Annotated in this window: 17 protein-coding genes; 8 read left to right on the forward strand and 9 right to left on the reverse strand. The window is 64.3% G+C overall.

The genetic code is table 11. From position 1 onward, the window contains the following. Positions 1-100 precede the first annotated feature (100 nt). From QSV46_RS27230 to QSV46_RS27240, 3 genes are read left to right on the forward strand one after another with little or no spacing between them, the layout of a single operon-like run. The gene (locus QSV46_RS27230) at positions 101-391 is read left to right on the forward strand and encodes a YggT family protein (protein WP_247382492.1); all 291 of its coding nucleotides are present in this window, start codon (positions 101-103) and stop codon (positions 389-391) included. A 15-nt stretch (positions 392-406) separates the two neighbouring features. Further along, entirely contained in the window at positions 407-763 is a 357-nt protein-coding gene (locus QSV46_RS27235; protein WP_314958714.1) for a DUF167 domain-containing protein, read from the forward strand. A gap of 1 nt (position 764) precedes the next feature. Then, positions 765-1,649 carry a bifunctional methylenetetrahydrofolate dehydrogenase/methenyltetrahydrofolate cyclohydrolase gene (locus tag QSV46_RS27240; protein ID WP_314958715.1) on the forward strand — a complete coding sequence of 295 codons (885 nt, stop codon included), beginning with the start codon at positions 765-767 and terminating at the stop codon, positions 1,647-1,649. A gap of 99 nt (positions 1,650-1,748) precedes the next feature. Here QSV46_RS27240 and ppa read toward each other — a convergent pair whose 3' ends face one another. Together ppa and QSV46_RS27250 are read right to left on the reverse strand one after the other, a co-directional pair. After that, entirely contained in the window at positions 1,749-2,285 is a 537-nt protein-coding gene (ppa, locus tag QSV46_RS27245; protein WP_314958718.1) for an inorganic diphosphatase, read from the reverse strand. 178 nt (positions 2,286-2,463) lie between these two features. Continuing rightward, positions 2,464-2,973, reverse strand: coding sequence for a GNAT family N-acetyltransferase (locus QSV46_RS27250; RefSeq protein ID WP_014490714.1), 510 nt, complete (start codon positions 2,971-2,973; stop codon positions 2,464-2,466). A 265-nt stretch (positions 2,974-3,238) separates the two neighbouring features. On the opposite strand from QSV46_RS27250, the gene QSV46_RS27255 reads away from it, so the two are divergent. Genes QSV46_RS27255 through QSV46_RS27270 form a run of 4 tightly spaced genes read left to right on the forward strand, consistent with a single transcriptional unit; the run spans position 3,239 to position 6,397 of the window. Then, the gene (locus tag QSV46_RS27255; protein ID WP_314958731.1) at positions 3,239-4,138 is read left to right on the forward strand and encodes an alpha/beta hydrolase family protein; all 900 of its coding nucleotides are present in this window, start codon (positions 3,239-3,241) and stop codon (positions 4,136-4,138) included. Beyond that, positions 4,135-4,602, forward strand: a complete 468-nt coding sequence (locus QSV46_RS27260; protein ID WP_314958734.1) for a DUF2269 domain-containing protein — start codon at positions 4,135-4,137, stop codon at positions 4,600-4,602. The genes QSV46_RS27255 and QSV46_RS27260 overlap by 4 nt, the downstream gene beginning before the upstream one ends. 8 nt (positions 4,603-4,610) lie before the next feature. After that, entirely contained in the window at positions 4,611-5,930 is a 1,320-nt protein-coding gene (locus QSV46_RS27265; protein WP_314958736.1) for an SDR family oxidoreductase, read from the forward strand. A gap of 59 nt (positions 5,931-5,989) precedes the next feature. Continuing rightward, the gene (locus QSV46_RS27270; protein WP_314958739.1) at positions 5,990-6,397 is read left to right on the forward strand and encodes a thiol-disulfide oxidoreductase DCC family protein; all 408 of its coding nucleotides are present in this window, start codon (positions 5,990-5,992) and stop codon (positions 6,395-6,397) included. A 45-nt stretch (positions 6,398-6,442) separates the two neighbouring features. Here the strand turns inward: QSV46_RS27270 and QSV46_RS27275 are convergent, their stop codons facing one another. The 6 genes from QSV46_RS27275 to QSV46_RS27300 all read right to left on the reverse strand — a co-directional run bounded on the left by QSV46_RS27275 (position 6,443) and on the right by QSV46_RS27300 (position 13,172). Next, entirely contained in the window at positions 6,443-7,690 is a 1,248-nt protein-coding gene (locus QSV46_RS27275; protein WP_314958742.1) for an NAD(P)/FAD-dependent oxidoreductase, read from the reverse strand. Between the two features lie 171 nt (positions 7,691-7,861). Then, positions 7,862-9,688 carry a translational GTPase TypA gene (typA, locus tag QSV46_RS27280; protein ID WP_314958746.1) on the reverse strand — a complete coding sequence of 609 codons (1,827 nt, stop codon included), beginning with the start codon at positions 9,686-9,688 and terminating at the stop codon, positions 7,862-7,864. Between the two features lie 257 nt (positions 9,689-9,945). Next, positions 9,946-10,191, reverse strand: coding sequence for a hypothetical protein (locus QSV46_RS27285; protein WP_314958749.1), 246 nt, complete (start codon positions 10,189-10,191; stop codon positions 9,946-9,948). Then, positions 10,188-11,633, reverse strand: coding sequence for a radical SAM protein (locus QSV46_RS27290; protein WP_314958752.1), 1,446 nt, complete (start codon positions 11,631-11,633; stop codon positions 10,188-10,190). Before QSV46_RS27290 ends, QSV46_RS27285 begins: the two co-directional genes overlap by 4 nt. Beyond that, on the reverse strand, positions 11,614-12,330 hold the full coding sequence (locus QSV46_RS27295; protein WP_314958754.1) for a prolipoprotein diacylglyceryl transferase: 717 nt from the start codon (positions 12,328-12,330) through the stop codon (positions 11,614-11,616). Before QSV46_RS27295 ends, QSV46_RS27290 begins: the two co-directional genes overlap by 20 nt. Positions 12,331-12,407: 77 nt before the next feature. Continuing rightward, entirely contained in the window at positions 12,408-13,172 is a 765-nt protein-coding gene (locus QSV46_RS27300) for a Crp/Fnr family transcriptional regulator (protein WP_314958756.1), read from the reverse strand. 163 nt (positions 13,173-13,335) lie between these two features. Between QSV46_RS27300 and QSV46_RS27305 the strand changes: the two genes are divergently transcribed. Continuing rightward, positions 13,336-13,743, forward strand: coding sequence for a response regulator (locus QSV46_RS27305; RefSeq protein ID WP_314958758.1), 408 nt, complete (start codon positions 13,336-13,338; stop codon positions 13,741-13,743). Between the two features lie 23 nt (positions 13,744-13,766). Here the strand turns inward: QSV46_RS27305 and QSV46_RS27310 are convergent, their stop codons facing one another. Next, positions 13,767-15,308: an alkaline phosphatase D family protein gene (locus QSV46_RS27310; protein ID WP_314958760.1), complete on the reverse strand. Its 1,542-nt coding sequence runs from the start codon at positions 15,306-15,308 to the stop codon at positions 13,767-13,769. Positions 15,309-15,360: the final 52 nt, after the last annotated feature.

Here is a 15,360-nt window from a genome sequence, read left to right on the forward strand (position 1 = left end):
ATTGACTTCACTTGTTTGGGCCGGGGGGAACCGATATCTAGCAAAAGGCGTCAATCCCGACCGCAGCCAGAGTTTTCAAAAGCCAGAGTCTTCAAAAGCCATGCGTGCCGTTCTCGACATCGTCATCATCGTGCTCGACCTCTACGTCTGGCTGCTGATCGCCTCCGCGATCCTGTCCTGGCTGATCGCCTTCAACGTCGTGAACACCCGCAACCAGTTCGTTTCGGCGGTGGCGGAGTTCCTGTACCGGATCACCGAGCCGGTTCTGGCGCCGATTCGCAATTTCCTGCCCAGCCTCGGCGGCCTCGACATCTCGCCGATCATCCTGATCCTGCTCATCATGTTCATCGAGCGGGTGATCCTGTATTACGTCTACCCGAACGTGATCTAGGCAGGCGGGAGCGCCTTGGTTGCGAAAGAACCCTGGCGTTACTCCACCGCGGGCATCAGCATCGCGCTGCGGGTGACGCCGCGCGGGGGCCGCGACGGTATCGACGGGATCGAGCAACTGGCCGATGGCCGCAGCGTGCTCAAGGTGAGGGTGCAGGCGATCGCCGATGGCGGCGAGGCCAACAAGGCCGTCCTGGTGCTGCTGGCGAAATCGCTTGGTGTGCCCAAGGCCGCGGTAAGGCTGCTATCCGGAGCGACCTCGCGGCTGAAGCAGATCGCGGTCGATGGCGATCCGGCTCGGCTCGGCGAGGCCCTGCGCAAGCTTGCCCAAACGAAATCGGCAGACGCCAAATCGACAGACCAAGGGAACTGACATGACGGCCAGGATCATCGATGGAAAAGTCATTGCCGCGGAACTCCGCGGCCGTGTCGCCGGCGAGGTCGCCCGCGTCAAGCGCGAGCACGATCTGGTGCCGGGCCTCGCAGTGGTCCTGGTCGGCAATGACCCCGCCAGCGAGGTCTATGTCCGCTCCAAGCACACCCAGACTCAGGCCGCCGGCATGGCCTCGTTCGAGCACAAGCTGCCCGCCGACGTCTCACAGGCAGATCTCCTGGCGCTCGTCACAACGCTCAACCGCGATCCCGCCGTGCACGGCATTCTGGTGCAACTGCCGCTGCCGAAGGGGCTGAACACCGAGGCCGTGATCAACGCCATCGATCCGGCCAAGGACGTCGACGGCCTGCATCCGAACAATGCCGGTCGTCTCGCCGGCGGTTTCGAGGCGCTGTCGCCCTGCACGCCGCTCGGCTCGATCATCCTGACCAAGAGCGTGCACGCCTCGCTCGAAGGCATGAACGCCATCGTCATCGGCCGCTCCAATCTGGTCGGCCGTCCGCTGGTGCAATTGCTGCTGAACGAGAACGCCACGGTGACCATCGCGCATTCGCGCTCGCGCGACCTGCCCGGGCTCGTGAAGCGCGCCGACCTCGTCTATGCCGCGGTGGGCAAGCTGGAGATGGTACGCGGCGATTGGCTCAAGCCGGGCGCGACCGTGATTGATATCGGCATCAACCGCATCCCCAAAGAGGATGGCAAGACCCGCCTCGTCGGCGACGTCGCCTATCAGGAAGCGCTTGGCGTGGCCGGCGCGATCACGCCGGTGCCGGGCGGCGTCGGCCAGATGACGGTGGCCTGCCTGCTGGTGAATACGCTACGTGCGGCCTGTGCGATCGCAGGGCTGCCGAAGCCGGCGGTGTGAGTTGTCATTCCGGGGCGGCTCGAAGAGCCGAACCCGGAATCTCGCGCAATGAGTTCTGGATTCCGGGTTCGATGCTGACGCATCGCCCCGGAATGACCATCACGCCTTCTTCTTTTTCTCGCGCTCGATGCCTTCGAGGATCAGCTTCTGCGCGTCTTCCGGGCCGCCCCAGCGCAGGATCTTCACCCACTTGCCTGGCTCGAGATCCTTGTAGTGCTCGAAGAAGTGCTGGATCTGCTGCAGCGTGATATCCGGCAGGTCGCTGTAGGACTTCACCTTGTCGTAGCGTTGCGTCAGCTTCGACGACGGCACCGCCAGGATCTTCTCGTCGCCGCCGGCTTCGTCTTCCATGAACAGCACGCCGACCGGGCGCACGCTCATGACGGCGCCGGGGATGATGGCGCGGGTGTTGATGATCAACACGTCGCAGGGATCGCCGTCATCCGACAGCGTGTGCGGAATGAAGCCGTAGTTTCCGGGGTAACGCATCGGCGTATAGAGGAAGCGGTCGACGACAAGCGTGCCGGCCTCCTTGTCCATTTCGTATTTGATCGGTTCGCCGCCCACGGGGACTTCGATGATGACGTTGACGTCGTGGGGGACGTTTTTCCCGATCGAGACCGCATCGATACGCATTCAAGGCTCCGTTGTTGCCGAGGTTAAATCGCGCCCGGCAGCGATTTTGGCGCTGTCATACGCGGGCTTGGCCCGCCAATCCATCGTGTTTTTGTGAAAGAATGAATCCAGCGATCACCGACGCAAAAGGCGGGCGGTATCGACGGATGGAAAACGCTGCCGGCTGGACTTCAGCAGCTCAATTGGTCCAGGCGAAGGCAACCTTGTCGAGCGACTTCGGCCCGAAGCGCTCCGAGGAGCGCGCCACCATGCGGCCGCCCAGGGCACGGTAGAACTCAGTTGCGGGATCGTTGTCCGAGAGCGCCCACACCACCATGCTCTTCAGGCCGCTCTGCATCAGGTCGCGGCGGGCGGCTGTGAACAGGCGGCGACCGAAGCCGAGCCCCTGAAATTCAGGGCGCAGATAAAGCTCGTAGATCTCGCCGTCGAAATGCAGGCTGCGGGCGCGGTTGCGACCGTAATTGGCGTAGCCGGCGATCTTGTCGCCGAACACGAGCACGCTGACGCGGCTGCCCTTGCGGATCGCGCTGTCCCACCATTGCGGACCGCGGCGGTTGATCAGCTTCTCCAGCTCGCCACCGGGAATGATGCCCTGATAGGCGGAGCGCCAGGCTTCGTCATGGGTGGACGCAACTGCAGTCGCATCTGCAGCTTTGGCCGGCCGGACCTCGATCAGGGTTGTGCTCATGGACGCAATCAAACCAAGTCGCCGCCCCGGCGGCAAGAGCTATCGTTAATTATCGGTTAACGTGTGGATTTTGTGCATCAGTATTTTAGCCATGGTGTGCCGAAAAAAGACAAGACGCCGTTTCGGATGGCATCAGCGTGCTGTCCGCCGGTGCAAAACTCCGTTTGCGGCAACGAATGAACCGCGATGGCAACGCAAAAAGTCCGCCGATTTTGATTCGTTCCTATTAGTCTGGGCGTCGCTGTCCGTCCGCCCTCGGCAATTCATGTGGCTCTTCAACATCCTCGCCCTCCTGCCTCTGCTGGCTTTGCTGACTGCGGCGCCTCTGTGCGCACAAGTCACGCTCGGGCCATCGGGAGAGGAAGGCGAGCCGTTTCGCCGGCAGCAATGGCGCGTGCCGTCATCGGATTCCAACATCGCCGCGCATGCCCTGCTGTTTCGCCCCCCGGGCGCCGGTCCGTTTCGGCTTGCGGTAATCGCGCATGCCTCGACGCAGAACGCGTTGCGTCGCGCGCAAATGCCGCAGCCGGAATACCGCGCGCTCGCGACATTCCTCGTCGCGCACGGATTCGCCGTGCTGGTGCCGGAGCGGCTTGGCCATGGTACGACCGGCGGCCGCTATGTCGAGGACCAGGGCGGCTGCGACGAAGCGGACCATGCGCGCTCGGGCCGTGTGACCGCGGAGGAAATTTCGCTCGCCTTGGACTATCTCCGCAAGCAGGACTTCGTGCGAAAAGCTGCCGCCGTCGTGATCGGCCATTCCGCCGGCGGCTGGGGCGCGCTGGGACTCGCGCGTGCCGATCCGAAGGCGATCGCCGCGATCATTGCGTTCGCCCCGGGGCGCGGCGGCCACGCCAATGATGAGCCGAACCGGATCTGCGCGCCGCAGACGCTTGTTGCGGCAGTGACCGGGTTCGGCACGGCCGCGCGGATTCCCGTCACATGGTTCGTGACGACCAATGACAGCTATTTCGCGCCGGCGTTCTCCAAGTCATTGGCCGATGCATTTCGGGGCGGTGGCGGCAAGGTCGACTTCCGCACATTGCCGGCCGTCGGCAGCGAGGGGCACTGGATGATCGAGAGCGAAGCCGGCGTCAATGCCGCGCGCCGCGAGCTCGAGCTTGCGCTGAACCGGTCCAAGGCTGCGGCGGCCGAGAAGCCATGACGCTGTATTTTCTGGTCAAATACCTGCACGTGCTCGGTGCCATCGTCATTCTCGGCACCGGAACCGGCATCGCCTTCTTCATGCTGATGGCGCATCGGACGAACGACGCGGCGTTCATTGCGCGCACCGCCTCGGTGGTGGTGATCGCGGATGCGATCTTCACGCTGTCGGCCGTGATCCTCCAGCCGGTCACCGGCGGCCTGCTGATGATGCTCTCGGCGATGCCGATCACCGAACGCTGGCTGCTGGCTTCGCTCGGGCTTTACGTGATCGCAGGCCTGTTCTGGATTCCCGTCATCTTCATGCAGATCGAGATGCGCGATCTCGCGCGCAAGGCGGCCGGGCAGCGTACCGCGCTTCCGGAGCGCTACTTCGTCCTGTTCCGCCGCTGGTTCGCATTCGGCTTCCCCGGCTTCGGTGCGACGATGCTGATCCTCTGGCTGATGGTCGCGAAACCGTTTTAGGAGCAACGATGAACCAGCGAACCATCTTGGTGCTCGGCGCCTCGGGCCTGATCGGCCGCTTCGTCACCGACGATCTTCGCGTGCGGGGATTTCGCGTCCTCGGCGTGGCGCGCAGTCTGTCGTCGGCGCAGAAGATCAGCGCGCTGGATATCGAGCTGCCGATCCTGTCGCTTGGTGCCGCGGCTCTGACGCGCCTGCTCGGCGACCACGCCGTCGACGTCGTCGTGAACTGCCTTGGCGTGCTGCAGGATGGCCCGGGCAGCGATACCAATGCCGTGCATCGCGATTTTGTCGCGCGCCTGTTGCAGGCGATCGGCGATAGCGGTCGTGCGATCCGGCTCGTGCATGTCTCGATTCCCGGAAGCGCGGAAGCCGATCGCACCGCCTTCGCCACGACCAAGCGCGAGGCGGAGCGCCTGATCGCGGCCTCCGGCATCCCTCACGCCATCCTGCGGCCCGGCTTCGTGATTGCGCCCTCAGCCTATGGCGGCAGCGCCATGCTCCGCGCACTTGCCGCCTTCCCGATCGACCTGCCGGACAAGGAGATGGCGACGCCGTTCCAGCCCGTCGCGGTCGAGGATATTTCGGCGACCATCGCCTGGCTCGCCGCGCGTGATATCGACGACGCCTCCGTCAAAACCGTGAGCTGGGATCTAATGCAGGCCGAGCCGGTCACGATGGCCGGCGTCATCAAGCGGTTTCGCGTTGCGTTCGGCACAGTCGCCTGGCCGCGTGTTGCGATGCCGTCCTTCATGCTCGATCTCGGCGCCAAGGTCGGCGATCTCACCAATCATCTCGGCTGGGCCCCGCCCATGCGTTCCACCGCTATCGCCGAGCTGCGCCGCGGCGTGACCGGCGATCCCTCGGCATGGATCGCCGCCACGGCCATCGCGCCGAAGACGCTGACGGACACGATCGGCCGCCATCCCGCCACCATCCAGGACAAATGGTTCGCGCGCTTCTTCCCGGTTAAGCCGTTGATCTTCGCCAGCCTCGTCGCGTTCTGGCTCATCTCCGGCTTCATCGCGCTGTTCGTGTCCTATCGCGCCGCCGCCGGCATCCTGAGCGCGCACGGCTTCCCGCCCGCGCTGGTCGATCCCATCACCATCGGCACCAGCCTGATGGACATGAGCATCGGCGTGCTGATCGCCTTCCGCCGCACCGCGGCGATTGGGCTTGTCGCGGGCATCGTCGCCTCGCTCGGCTATATGTTCGGCGCAGCGATCCTGACGCCCGATCTCTGGATCGAGCCGCTCGGTGCCCTGGTGAAGACGGGACCCGCGATTGTGTTGATGTGCGTGGCATTGCTCATGCTGGATAATCGATAGCGTTTTCGAGCGAAGTGGATTCGGTTCGCGTGAAGAAAATGCGCCAAAAAGAGAATCTGATGCCCAAATGGCCCGACGATGACGTGATCCTGTTCGACGGCGTCTGCATCTTCTGCTCGCGCTGGGTGCGGTTCGTCGCCAGGCGCGACACCGCGAAGCGGTTTCGCTTCACGCCCATCCAGTCGGAGTATGGGGCGAGGCTCGCGCGCACATTCGGCATCGACCCCGATGATCCCGACACCAACGCGGTGATCCACGGCGGCGAGGTGTTCATGAAATCGGACGCCGCGCTGACGGTGCTGTCGCATCTGCCGGGATGGAGCTGGACGCGCGCATTATACACCGTGCCGAAGCCGCTGCGTGATGCGGTGTACAGCCTCGTCGCGCGCAACCGCTATCGCATCTTCGGCAAGTATGATGCTTGCTTTGTGCCTGATGCCGACTTACGCGCGCGGGTGATCGAATAGCGCGTCATTGCGAGCTTCGCGGCGCACGCAATGACGGAATTGCAGCTACGGTTTTCTCAGGCGCGCCAGCACCTCCTTCACCGCCCGCTCTCCACTGTCCCGCGCTCCATGTGCGGTCGTGAAGAAAGTTGGCGACGTCGCCTCGCCGGCAAAAAACAATCGCCCGTCCACCGGCGCGGCCAACACCGCGCGGTCGCCGGCGTGGCCCGGCAGCGCGTGCGAGTATGATCCCCGCGCAAACGGATCGTGCGCCCAGCGCGACTCGTACAGCGGCTTCAGCTTGCGGCGGATGTCGTTGCCGAGAAAGCCCGCGATTTCGTCGATGCTCTGGGCCGCGAACGCGCCGTTGCCGGCGTCTTCGAGCTCCCTTGCAAAGCGGCCGCCGAAGAAGCCCTCGATGCAGGGCTGGCCGAACGGACGGATGTGGTAGGTGCCCATGTCGGTGCGCATGGTGGCGCCGCGCAGGTTTCCTTCCCTGGGGAAGGCTTCGGCATCGGTGAGCGCGAGCGTCACCTTGTCGTCGACGCCGAGCGGCAGGCCGGCAGCGGCGCTCACCTTGGAAGGGAGTGGCGGCGAGAAGCGGATCGCTTCGTCGGCGATCAGATTGGTCGGCACGGTGACGATCACCTTGTCGGCGGCCAGCGTGCCCTGTGATGTCTCGAGGCGGATACGCTGGCCGGAATGATCGACCAGCGTGACGTTGCAGTTCAGCGCCACCGGGCAGGGTGTACCATAGGCTGCGATCAACGCACCATAGCCGCGACGAACGCGCCAGTTGAGCTCGCTGTCTTCATAGGCATCCCAGTCCAGCGTGGACATGTCCTTGAGTTCGCAGCCGTTGATGTAGGTCGAGATCGCGTCGATCATGGGATTCCAGCGATTGCCGGGCTCCAGGCTCAGGCTCGCCGGCTCGTCCTTGCCCTTTTGCGCGGCCTGCCAGAGGCGTTCATAGAACGCGTCCATCGCGCGCATGAACTCGTCGCGCTCGCTTTGCGGAAACGCATTGCCGAAGGCGCGCTCGCGCCAGGGCGGCAGGTCCTTGTTGAGCTCGAAACCGAGTTTTCGCGCGATCGCGACGAAGGAGTTCTGGTCCGCCGAGTGCAGCCAACCGCAGCCGACATCGAAGGTCACTTCCGGCGAGGCCTGGACGGTCCAGGCGCGGCCGCCGAGCCGGTCGCGCGCCTCCAGCACGATCACCGAGAGGCCGGAGCCAGCCAGCGCGTGCGCCGCGCCGAGCCCGGCTGCACCGGCGCCGATGATCGCGATATCGACGGAGGAGGGGAGAAAGCTCATGAGCGGGCTCTAGCACGTTCGCTGAGCGCGCTGAAGTCGCCGCACGCACAGTTGTCATCACCCGCGAAAGCGGGTGATCCAGTATTCCAGAGACAGTCGTGAGGTACGGAGAAGCCGCGGCGTACTGGATGCCCCGCCTTCGCGGGGCATGACAGCGGCGAGAGCGCTGGCTTACGCCACCGCTTCCTTGGACTTTTCCGCGCGCTTGCGCTCGTTCGGGTCGAGGTGCTTCTTGCGCAGGCGGATCGACTTCGGGGTGACCTCGACGAGCTCGTCGTCCTCGATATAGGCGAGCGCCTTTTCAAGGGTCATGCGGATCGGCGGGGTCAGGCGCACGGCTTCGTCCTTCGAGGTCGTGCGGATGTTGGTGAGCTGCTTGCCCTTGAGCACGTTGATCTCGAGATCGTTGTCGCGGGTGTGCTCGCCGACGATCATGCCCTTGTAGACCTTCCAGCCCGGCTCGATCATCATCGGACCACGGTCCTCCAGCTTGAACATGGCGTAGGCCACAGCCTCGCCCTGGTCGTTGGAGATCAGCACGCCGTTGCGGCGGCCCTGGATCTCGCCCTTGTACGGGGCGTAGCCGTGGAACAGGCGGTTCATGATCGCGGTGCCGCGGGTGTCGGTCAGCAGTTCGCCCTGGTAGCCGATCAGGCCGCGGGTCGGCGCGTAGAACACCAGCCGCAGGCGGTTGCCGCCGGACGGCTTCATCTCGACCAGCTCGGACTTGCGCTCGCTCATCTTCTGCACGACGACGCCGGAATGCTCCTCGTCGACGTCGATCACGACTTCCTCGATCGGCTCCAGGGCGCCGCCGGTGGCCTCGTCCTTCTTGAACACGACGCGCGGCCGCGACACCGAGAGCTCAAAGCCCTCGCGGCGCATGGTCTCGATCAGGATCGCGAGCTGCAATTCGCCGCGGCCCGAGACTTCCATCGCGTCCTTGTCCGACGCTTCGACCACGCGCAGCGCGACATTGCCTTCGGCTTCGCGCAGCAGACGGTCGCGGATCATGCGGCTCGTCACCTTGTCACCTTCGGTGCCGGCGAGCGGCGAGTTGTTGACGATAAACGACATCGACACGGTCGGCGGATCGATCGGCTGCGCCGGCAGCGGCACCTCTACCGTCGGATCGCAGAAGGTGTCGGCGACGGTGCCTTTGGTGAGGCCGGCGATGGCGACAATGTCGCCGGCTTCGGCTTCATCGAGCGGCGTGCGCTCGAGACCGCGGAACGCCAGGATCTTGGTGATGCGCCCGGACTCGACCAGCTTGCCCTCGGCGTTCAGCACCTTGACCTGCTGGTTCGGCTTGACGATGCCGGACGAGATGCGGCCGGTGATGATGCGGCCGAGATAGGGGTTGGCCTCGAGAATGGTGCCGATCATCCTGAACGGACCTTCCTCGACGGTCGGCGGCGCGACGTGGCGCAGGATCAGGTCGAACAGCGGCTCCATGCCCTTGTCCTGCGGACCTTCGGGGCTTTCGGCCATCCAGCCCTGCTTGGCCGACCCATACAGGATCGGGAAATCGAGCTGCTCCTCGCTGGCATCGAGCGCCGCGAACAGGTCGAACACCTCGTTGATGACTTCGGTCGGGCGCGCGTCGGGGCGGTCGACCTTGTTGATCACCACGATCGGCTTGAGGCCGACCTTGAGCGCCTTGGACACCACGAATTTGGTCTGCGGCAGCGGGCCTTCGGCGGCGTCGACCAGCACCAGTGCGCCGTCCACCATGTTCAGGATGCGCTCGACCTCACCGCCGAAATCGGCGTGGCCGGGGGTGTCGACGATGTTGACGCGGGTGTCCTTCCACTGCACCGAGGCCGCCTTGGCCAGAATGGTGATGCCGCGCTCACGCTCCAGATCGTTGGAGTCCATGGCGCGATCGGTCACCTTCTGGTTCTCGCGGAACGTGCCGGATTGCTGGAGGAGCTTGTCGACCAGGGTCGTCTTGCCGTGGTCGACGTGGGCGATGATGGCGACGTTACGAAGATTCATGAGTGGGCTTCTTTGCGGTCGGACAAATGGGTTAAGCGCGATCTCGCCGGTCAGACCGGGACCTCTTCTCGAAACAACGCTGGAAGACTGGAAACGGGGCGCTCGCCGCCCAAAAAGGAAACCCGGCCATATCGACCGGGCACCCTATGCGTTGCGCCGCAATATAGGCAAAAAACGCCAAAAAACAATGTGTTCTTTGGCCGTTGGTTGATTGAATTTTGTCCGGGGATTCCCGGGGGTTAGGCGAAAAGCCGGGTTCAGCCGCGCCGGCCCTTGATCGCCGCCCAGACCAGGGCGACCCCGCCTATTCCGACGACCAGGCCCAAAAAGACCAGCGGTGCCATGTCGGAGTCGATCCGGCCGACCTCGAACACCGACATTCCCCCGAACAGGATCGCGCAGAGCCCCGGCAGCAGCATGATGATCCCGAACATCGCCATGAGCGCGGTCAGGCAGCCGCTGCGCGGCTGCGCTGGCGGAGGGGGTGGAAGCGTGTCGCTCATCGCGGCATATCCTCGCTCTGCCTGGCTTCCCGATAGGTTTCCCCGGCCAGCTCGGCCCGGATGCCGTCGATTTTTCCGTTGCGATAGAACAGATTGTAGGTGTCGAACGGAATGATCGCGCCGCTCTCCGTGACGAAATGGATGCAGGAGCGCTTGACGTTGCCGACGCAGAAATTGAAGCGGTCGAGAAACTGCACGATGGTGACGCGGAACACGTTCTCGTAAGTGATGCCCTGCGGCACCTCGAAGCTCGGCAGGCAGCACAGCAATTCGCAGACGCGCTCGCTCGTGTTCAGTGGGCCCGAGGATAGCGAAAACAGATCGATGAATTTCTCTCTCAGCGCCGGATGCTTCTCCGGGCTGATCGTATTGGGCAACAATGCGACCAGCTGCTCCTGCGGGATCAGCGAGGTCAGCGGCAGCACCCTCTCGCCGTTGCGCAGGCCGTAGCCGATCGAGATGCTCTCGGGATTGCAGGGCAGCGGGATCATGTCCTTGTCGCCGAAGATGCCGGTTTCGACCACGTGCTTGCGGATCTCCGACAGCATGATGCGGTCGGTATTCTTGTCGAAATTCTCGTTGCGGCCGGCGTCCTGCACCGGCTGCAGCGTGACGCCGCGAACGCATTTCCAGGTCAGCGCGTGGCGGACGATGTCGCCGATCTCGGCGTCGTTGACGCCGCGCTTGATGGTCGCCACCAGCGTGGTCGACACGCCGTAATGCTCGAGATTTTCCAGCGCCTGCTGGCGGATTTTTCGCAGGTCCGCGCCGCGCAGGTTGATCAGCGCCTCGCGCTCGAGCGAGTCGAACTGGAGATAGACCTCGAGCCCGCGCTTGGTCTCGGCGAGCCGTGCCACGAAATCCTTGTCGCGGGCGATGCGCAGGCCGTTGGTATTGATCATGACGTGGCGGATCGGGCGGGCACGGACGGCATCGAGGATATCGAAGAAATCCGGGTGCAGCGTCGGCTCGCCGCCGGAAATCTGCACCAGATCGGGCTCGCCTTCGCTGGCGACCAGCGCATCCAGCATTCTCTCGATCTTGGCCAGCGGCGTGAAGCTGGTCCGGGCCGGCGACGAATCGGCAAAGCACACCGGGCAGGTGAGATTGCAGTGTTCGGTGATTTCGATCAGCGCCAGGCAAGAATGCTGCTCGTGGTCGGCACACAGGCCGCAATCATAGGGGCAGCCGAATTCCGTGCGCTGCTGGAATTGCAGCGGACGGTCGCCGGGCTTGATGAAATCCTTGCACAGCCGCCAATAGGCGGCATCCGTCGACACCAGCGTCGACTGGACGCCATGGTCCCGGCAACGCTTTTCGTACCAGACCTCGTTGTCGAGGATCTGGATCTTGGTCGGCACCAGCTTCAGGCAGGTCTCGCAGAGAGACTGGGTCTGGCCCCAGAAGACATAGGGACGCGACTTACGCAACGGCGCGTTCATGCACGGGTCTCGCTTTTGGCGCCGTCGCCAGCATGATTGCGGCGTAGAGCAGGATGGACAGCGACAGCAGGTGAAACAGGGTGAAGGGGCCGATCAGCGTGCCGTATGGCTTGAGGAATTCCCACAGGAAGCGTTGTGCTCCATAATAGACCAGAACCAGGTAGAAACCATTGGTGATCACAAAGGCGTTCCGGTTCACGACGGCCAATACATAGAGCAGCGCGAACAGGGCCATCGCCGCGCTCTCGTAGAGCTGCACGGGATGGCGCAGAACGCCGTCGCCGAAATCATGGCCGAAGGGCAGCGCCGTCGGCGTGCCGTAAGTGAAATCGTCGAGGCCCGCGAAGTAACAGCCGAGCCGGCCGATCGCGATGCCGAGCGCCAGCGGCAGCGCGAAACGGGCGCCGGTTCGCACCGCGATCCCCGCGGACCATTTGTAGAGCTCGATCGCCACGATGCCGCCCGCGAGCCCGCCCTCGACCGAGCGTGCGATGCCGCTCTGGCCCGACAGCCACAGATTGGCGGAGCCGAACAGATAGGCGCCGAGGCCCGCACCGAAAATCAGCGCGGCGATATAGGGCATCTCGAAGGATTGCGCCGGAAACCGCAAGCGTTGTCGCGACAGCCCGTAGATGGCGGCCGCCCCCGCCAGCCACGCTGCGATATCGAAGAGAGTATGAAGAAGAGCCCCGCCCATGTGGGGACATTAGCGCAGGTCGAGGCCGCGCGGGATAGGGCTTCCGTTCCGTCCACGACGGCGGAGCGAAGCGGGCCCTATCCGGCCTGCTGCTCCTCGGTCGGATAGACCCCCCGGAGCACCTCCTCGAAGTGCATCTTCACCGCGTCGTTGCACAGGCAGGCGCGCAGGCGCAGGCCGTCGAGGTTGCGGACCAGGATCGAGCCGCGCCGGGTGTCGAGCACGCCTTCGGCCTTGAACGACTGGAGCACGCGGCTGGCATAGCTGCGGCCGACCCCGAGCAGCGTCGCGAGCTGCTCGTGCGTCAGCGGCACGCTGCTCTCGTCGCCGGTCCGCTCCATTGCCGCGATGATCCACTTCGCCGTGCGCTGCTCGATCGAGTGGATGGCGTTGCAGGCGGTGGACTGGAAGATTTGCGCCAGCATGCAATCGGCATAGCGGGCGAAGATATTGCGCAACGTCGGCGACCGCAATTTGGCCGCCTCCAATTTGCTGACGTGAATGCGCACAAATGGTCCGCCGAACTTCACGCAGATGCGGGTATAGGCCGGCAGAAATCCCTCGCTGACGATGCCGCCCACCGCGCCTTCGCGGCCGACCAGGATGGTCTCGACGTCGCGGCCGTCCTCATTTGGGACGAGAAATGTCGCGAGAGAGGGACCGCAGGGAAAGTGCACGAGCTGGACATCGTCGCCGGGATTGTAGAGCAGCTCGTTGGCTGCTGCATTTTCGCTCATGACGTGTGGTGCCAGCAGCGCGTAGTCCGCCTGGCTCAGGCGCCGCAGGAGGTTGTTGGTCGGCCGGCTTTCGACCTCGGTCGCGGTGCTGGTACGCACATCCATCGTAAATCCCCTGCTCTGCTTGCAATACTAGCGAGGTCCGTTCGCCGGCTGTGTGCACAAGTGCACTGACGTGAAAACTGTTCTGTGATGAGTTTCGTTCCGGGAACCCTCCGATGTGCTGGGCGCAGGCGTCGGGATGAGGCTGTCCTTAACGGATATCAACATGCAGCCCTCGATAGCCAGGATCATGATACCTGTTTCCCCGGACGGCTCCGCCGATCTTCCTGCCGACGTGCTCATCGTCGAGGACGATCCGATCATCGCGATCGACTTCGAGGATCGCGTGCTCGGCTTTGGCATCAAGCGCGTGCGCACCGTGGGCTCGGTGGCACAGGCGCTGGCCGAGATCGCGGCGCGGGCCCCGGATTTCGCGCTGCTCGATGTCGAACTCGGCCGCGAGAAGAGCTTCGCCGTCGCCGAGCGGCTGGCGGCCCTCGAGATTCCCTTCGTCTTCGTCACCGGCTACGGCGACGAGACACGGATCGCCTCCGATTTCGTCAACCGGCCGCGACTGCAAAAGCCGTGCTCGAGCGATGCGCTCGAGGCCGCGCTACGGTCGCGCGGCTCCTGACGGCCCGCTCCGGCTGAAGCGGCTCAGGCAAATTTCGGATCGAGCGTGGTCGACCACAGCGCGACGTCGGCGCGGTCGCGCAAGGTCACCGTCATCTGGCCGGAGGCGCCGTCGATCTTGACGTGACCGAAGAACTGCATGCCGGCCGACGGCGGCAGGTTCTGGCTGTCTTTGCCCGGCGCCTTGACGAAGCGCACCTCCGGCCCAAATGTATTGTCGAGCGTGTTCGGACCGAAGGTGCCGGCATGCAGCGGGCCCGAAACGAATTCCCAGAACGGCTCGAATTCCTGGAATTGCGCCTGGTTCGGATCGTAATAATGCGCGGCGGCGTAATGCACGTCCGCGGTCAGCCACACCGTGTTGCGGATCGGCGCCAGCTTGACGAAGCGCAGGATGTCGGCGATCTCGAACTCGCGGCCGCGCACTGGACCATCGCCCTGCGCGAATGCTTCCGAGCCACCCTTCGGCGTGTCCGACACGACGAGGCTGAGCGGCATGTCTGAGGCGATCACTTTCCAGGTCGCGCGCGAGTTCAGCAGGCCGCGCTTGAGCCAGGCGACCTGATCCGGACCGAGGAAGTAGCTGGCCGGGTCGTATTCCGTTTCGAGATTGGGTCCGTTCGGGCCGCGATAGCTGCGCTCGTCGAGCATGAACACGTCCAGATGCGGGCCGTAGGAGATCTGGCGGTAGACGCGGCCCGGCTCGCTGATGTTTTCACGCATCGGATACATTTCGTGGAACGCGCGCGCGCCACGCGCTGCGAGCAGCGCAACGTCGCGCTCCTTGTAGGCGGCCGGCAACTCCTTCGACAGCGACCAGTTGTTGGTCACCTCGTGGTCGTCCCACTGCACGAAGATCGGCACCTCGGCATTGAAGGCGCGGACATTGTCGTCGGTGAGATTGTATTTGTGCGCGGCGCGGTACTCGTCGAGCGTCTCCGCGACCTTGGTCTTCTCCGGGATGGTGAGGTTCTTCCAGACCTTGCCGTCCGCGAGTTCGACTTCGGATTGGATCGGACCGTCGGCATAGATGGTGTCGCCGGAGTGCAGGAAGAAATCCGGACGGTGCCGGCGCATCGCGGAGAAGGTGAGCATGCCGCCGTCATCGGGATTGATGCCCCAGCCCTGTCCTGCGACGTCGCCGCCCCAGACGAAGCTGACATCGCGACGATCGGCCGGCGCGGTGCGGAAGCGGCCGACCACGGGCTCGCCTTCGATCGCACTATGCGAGAGATCGCGGAAGCGGACGCGATAAAAGATGTCCTGGCCGCCCGGAAGGTTCTCGATCAGCATTTTCGCGGTGAAGTCGCTCTCGGGCAGCGCCGCGATCGGCGGAAGAGCGCGGGCGTTCCTGAACGATTCCGTCGTCGCGACCTCGATCAGCATCTGTGCGGGACGATCGGTGCGCGCCCACACCACTCCGCCATCGACGGTAACGTCGCCGGACTGCACGCCATGGGTAACCGCTGGCCGGTCGGCCGCGCGGGAGAGGTAGGGCATTGCGACCGCGCCAAGCGCGCCGGCGCTGGTCGTCAGGAAACGGCGCCGGGAGAATTTGATGTTCATGGGACGGTCTCGATCGCGTGGAGACGACCGCCCGGCGGCCACCACGTTGAAG

The organism is Bradyrhizobium cosmicum, from assembly GCF_032290525.1.
In the GTDB taxonomy this organism is placed as follows: domain Bacteria; phylum Pseudomonadota; class Alphaproteobacteria; order Rhizobiales; family Xanthobacteraceae; genus Bradyrhizobium; species Bradyrhizobium cosmicum_A.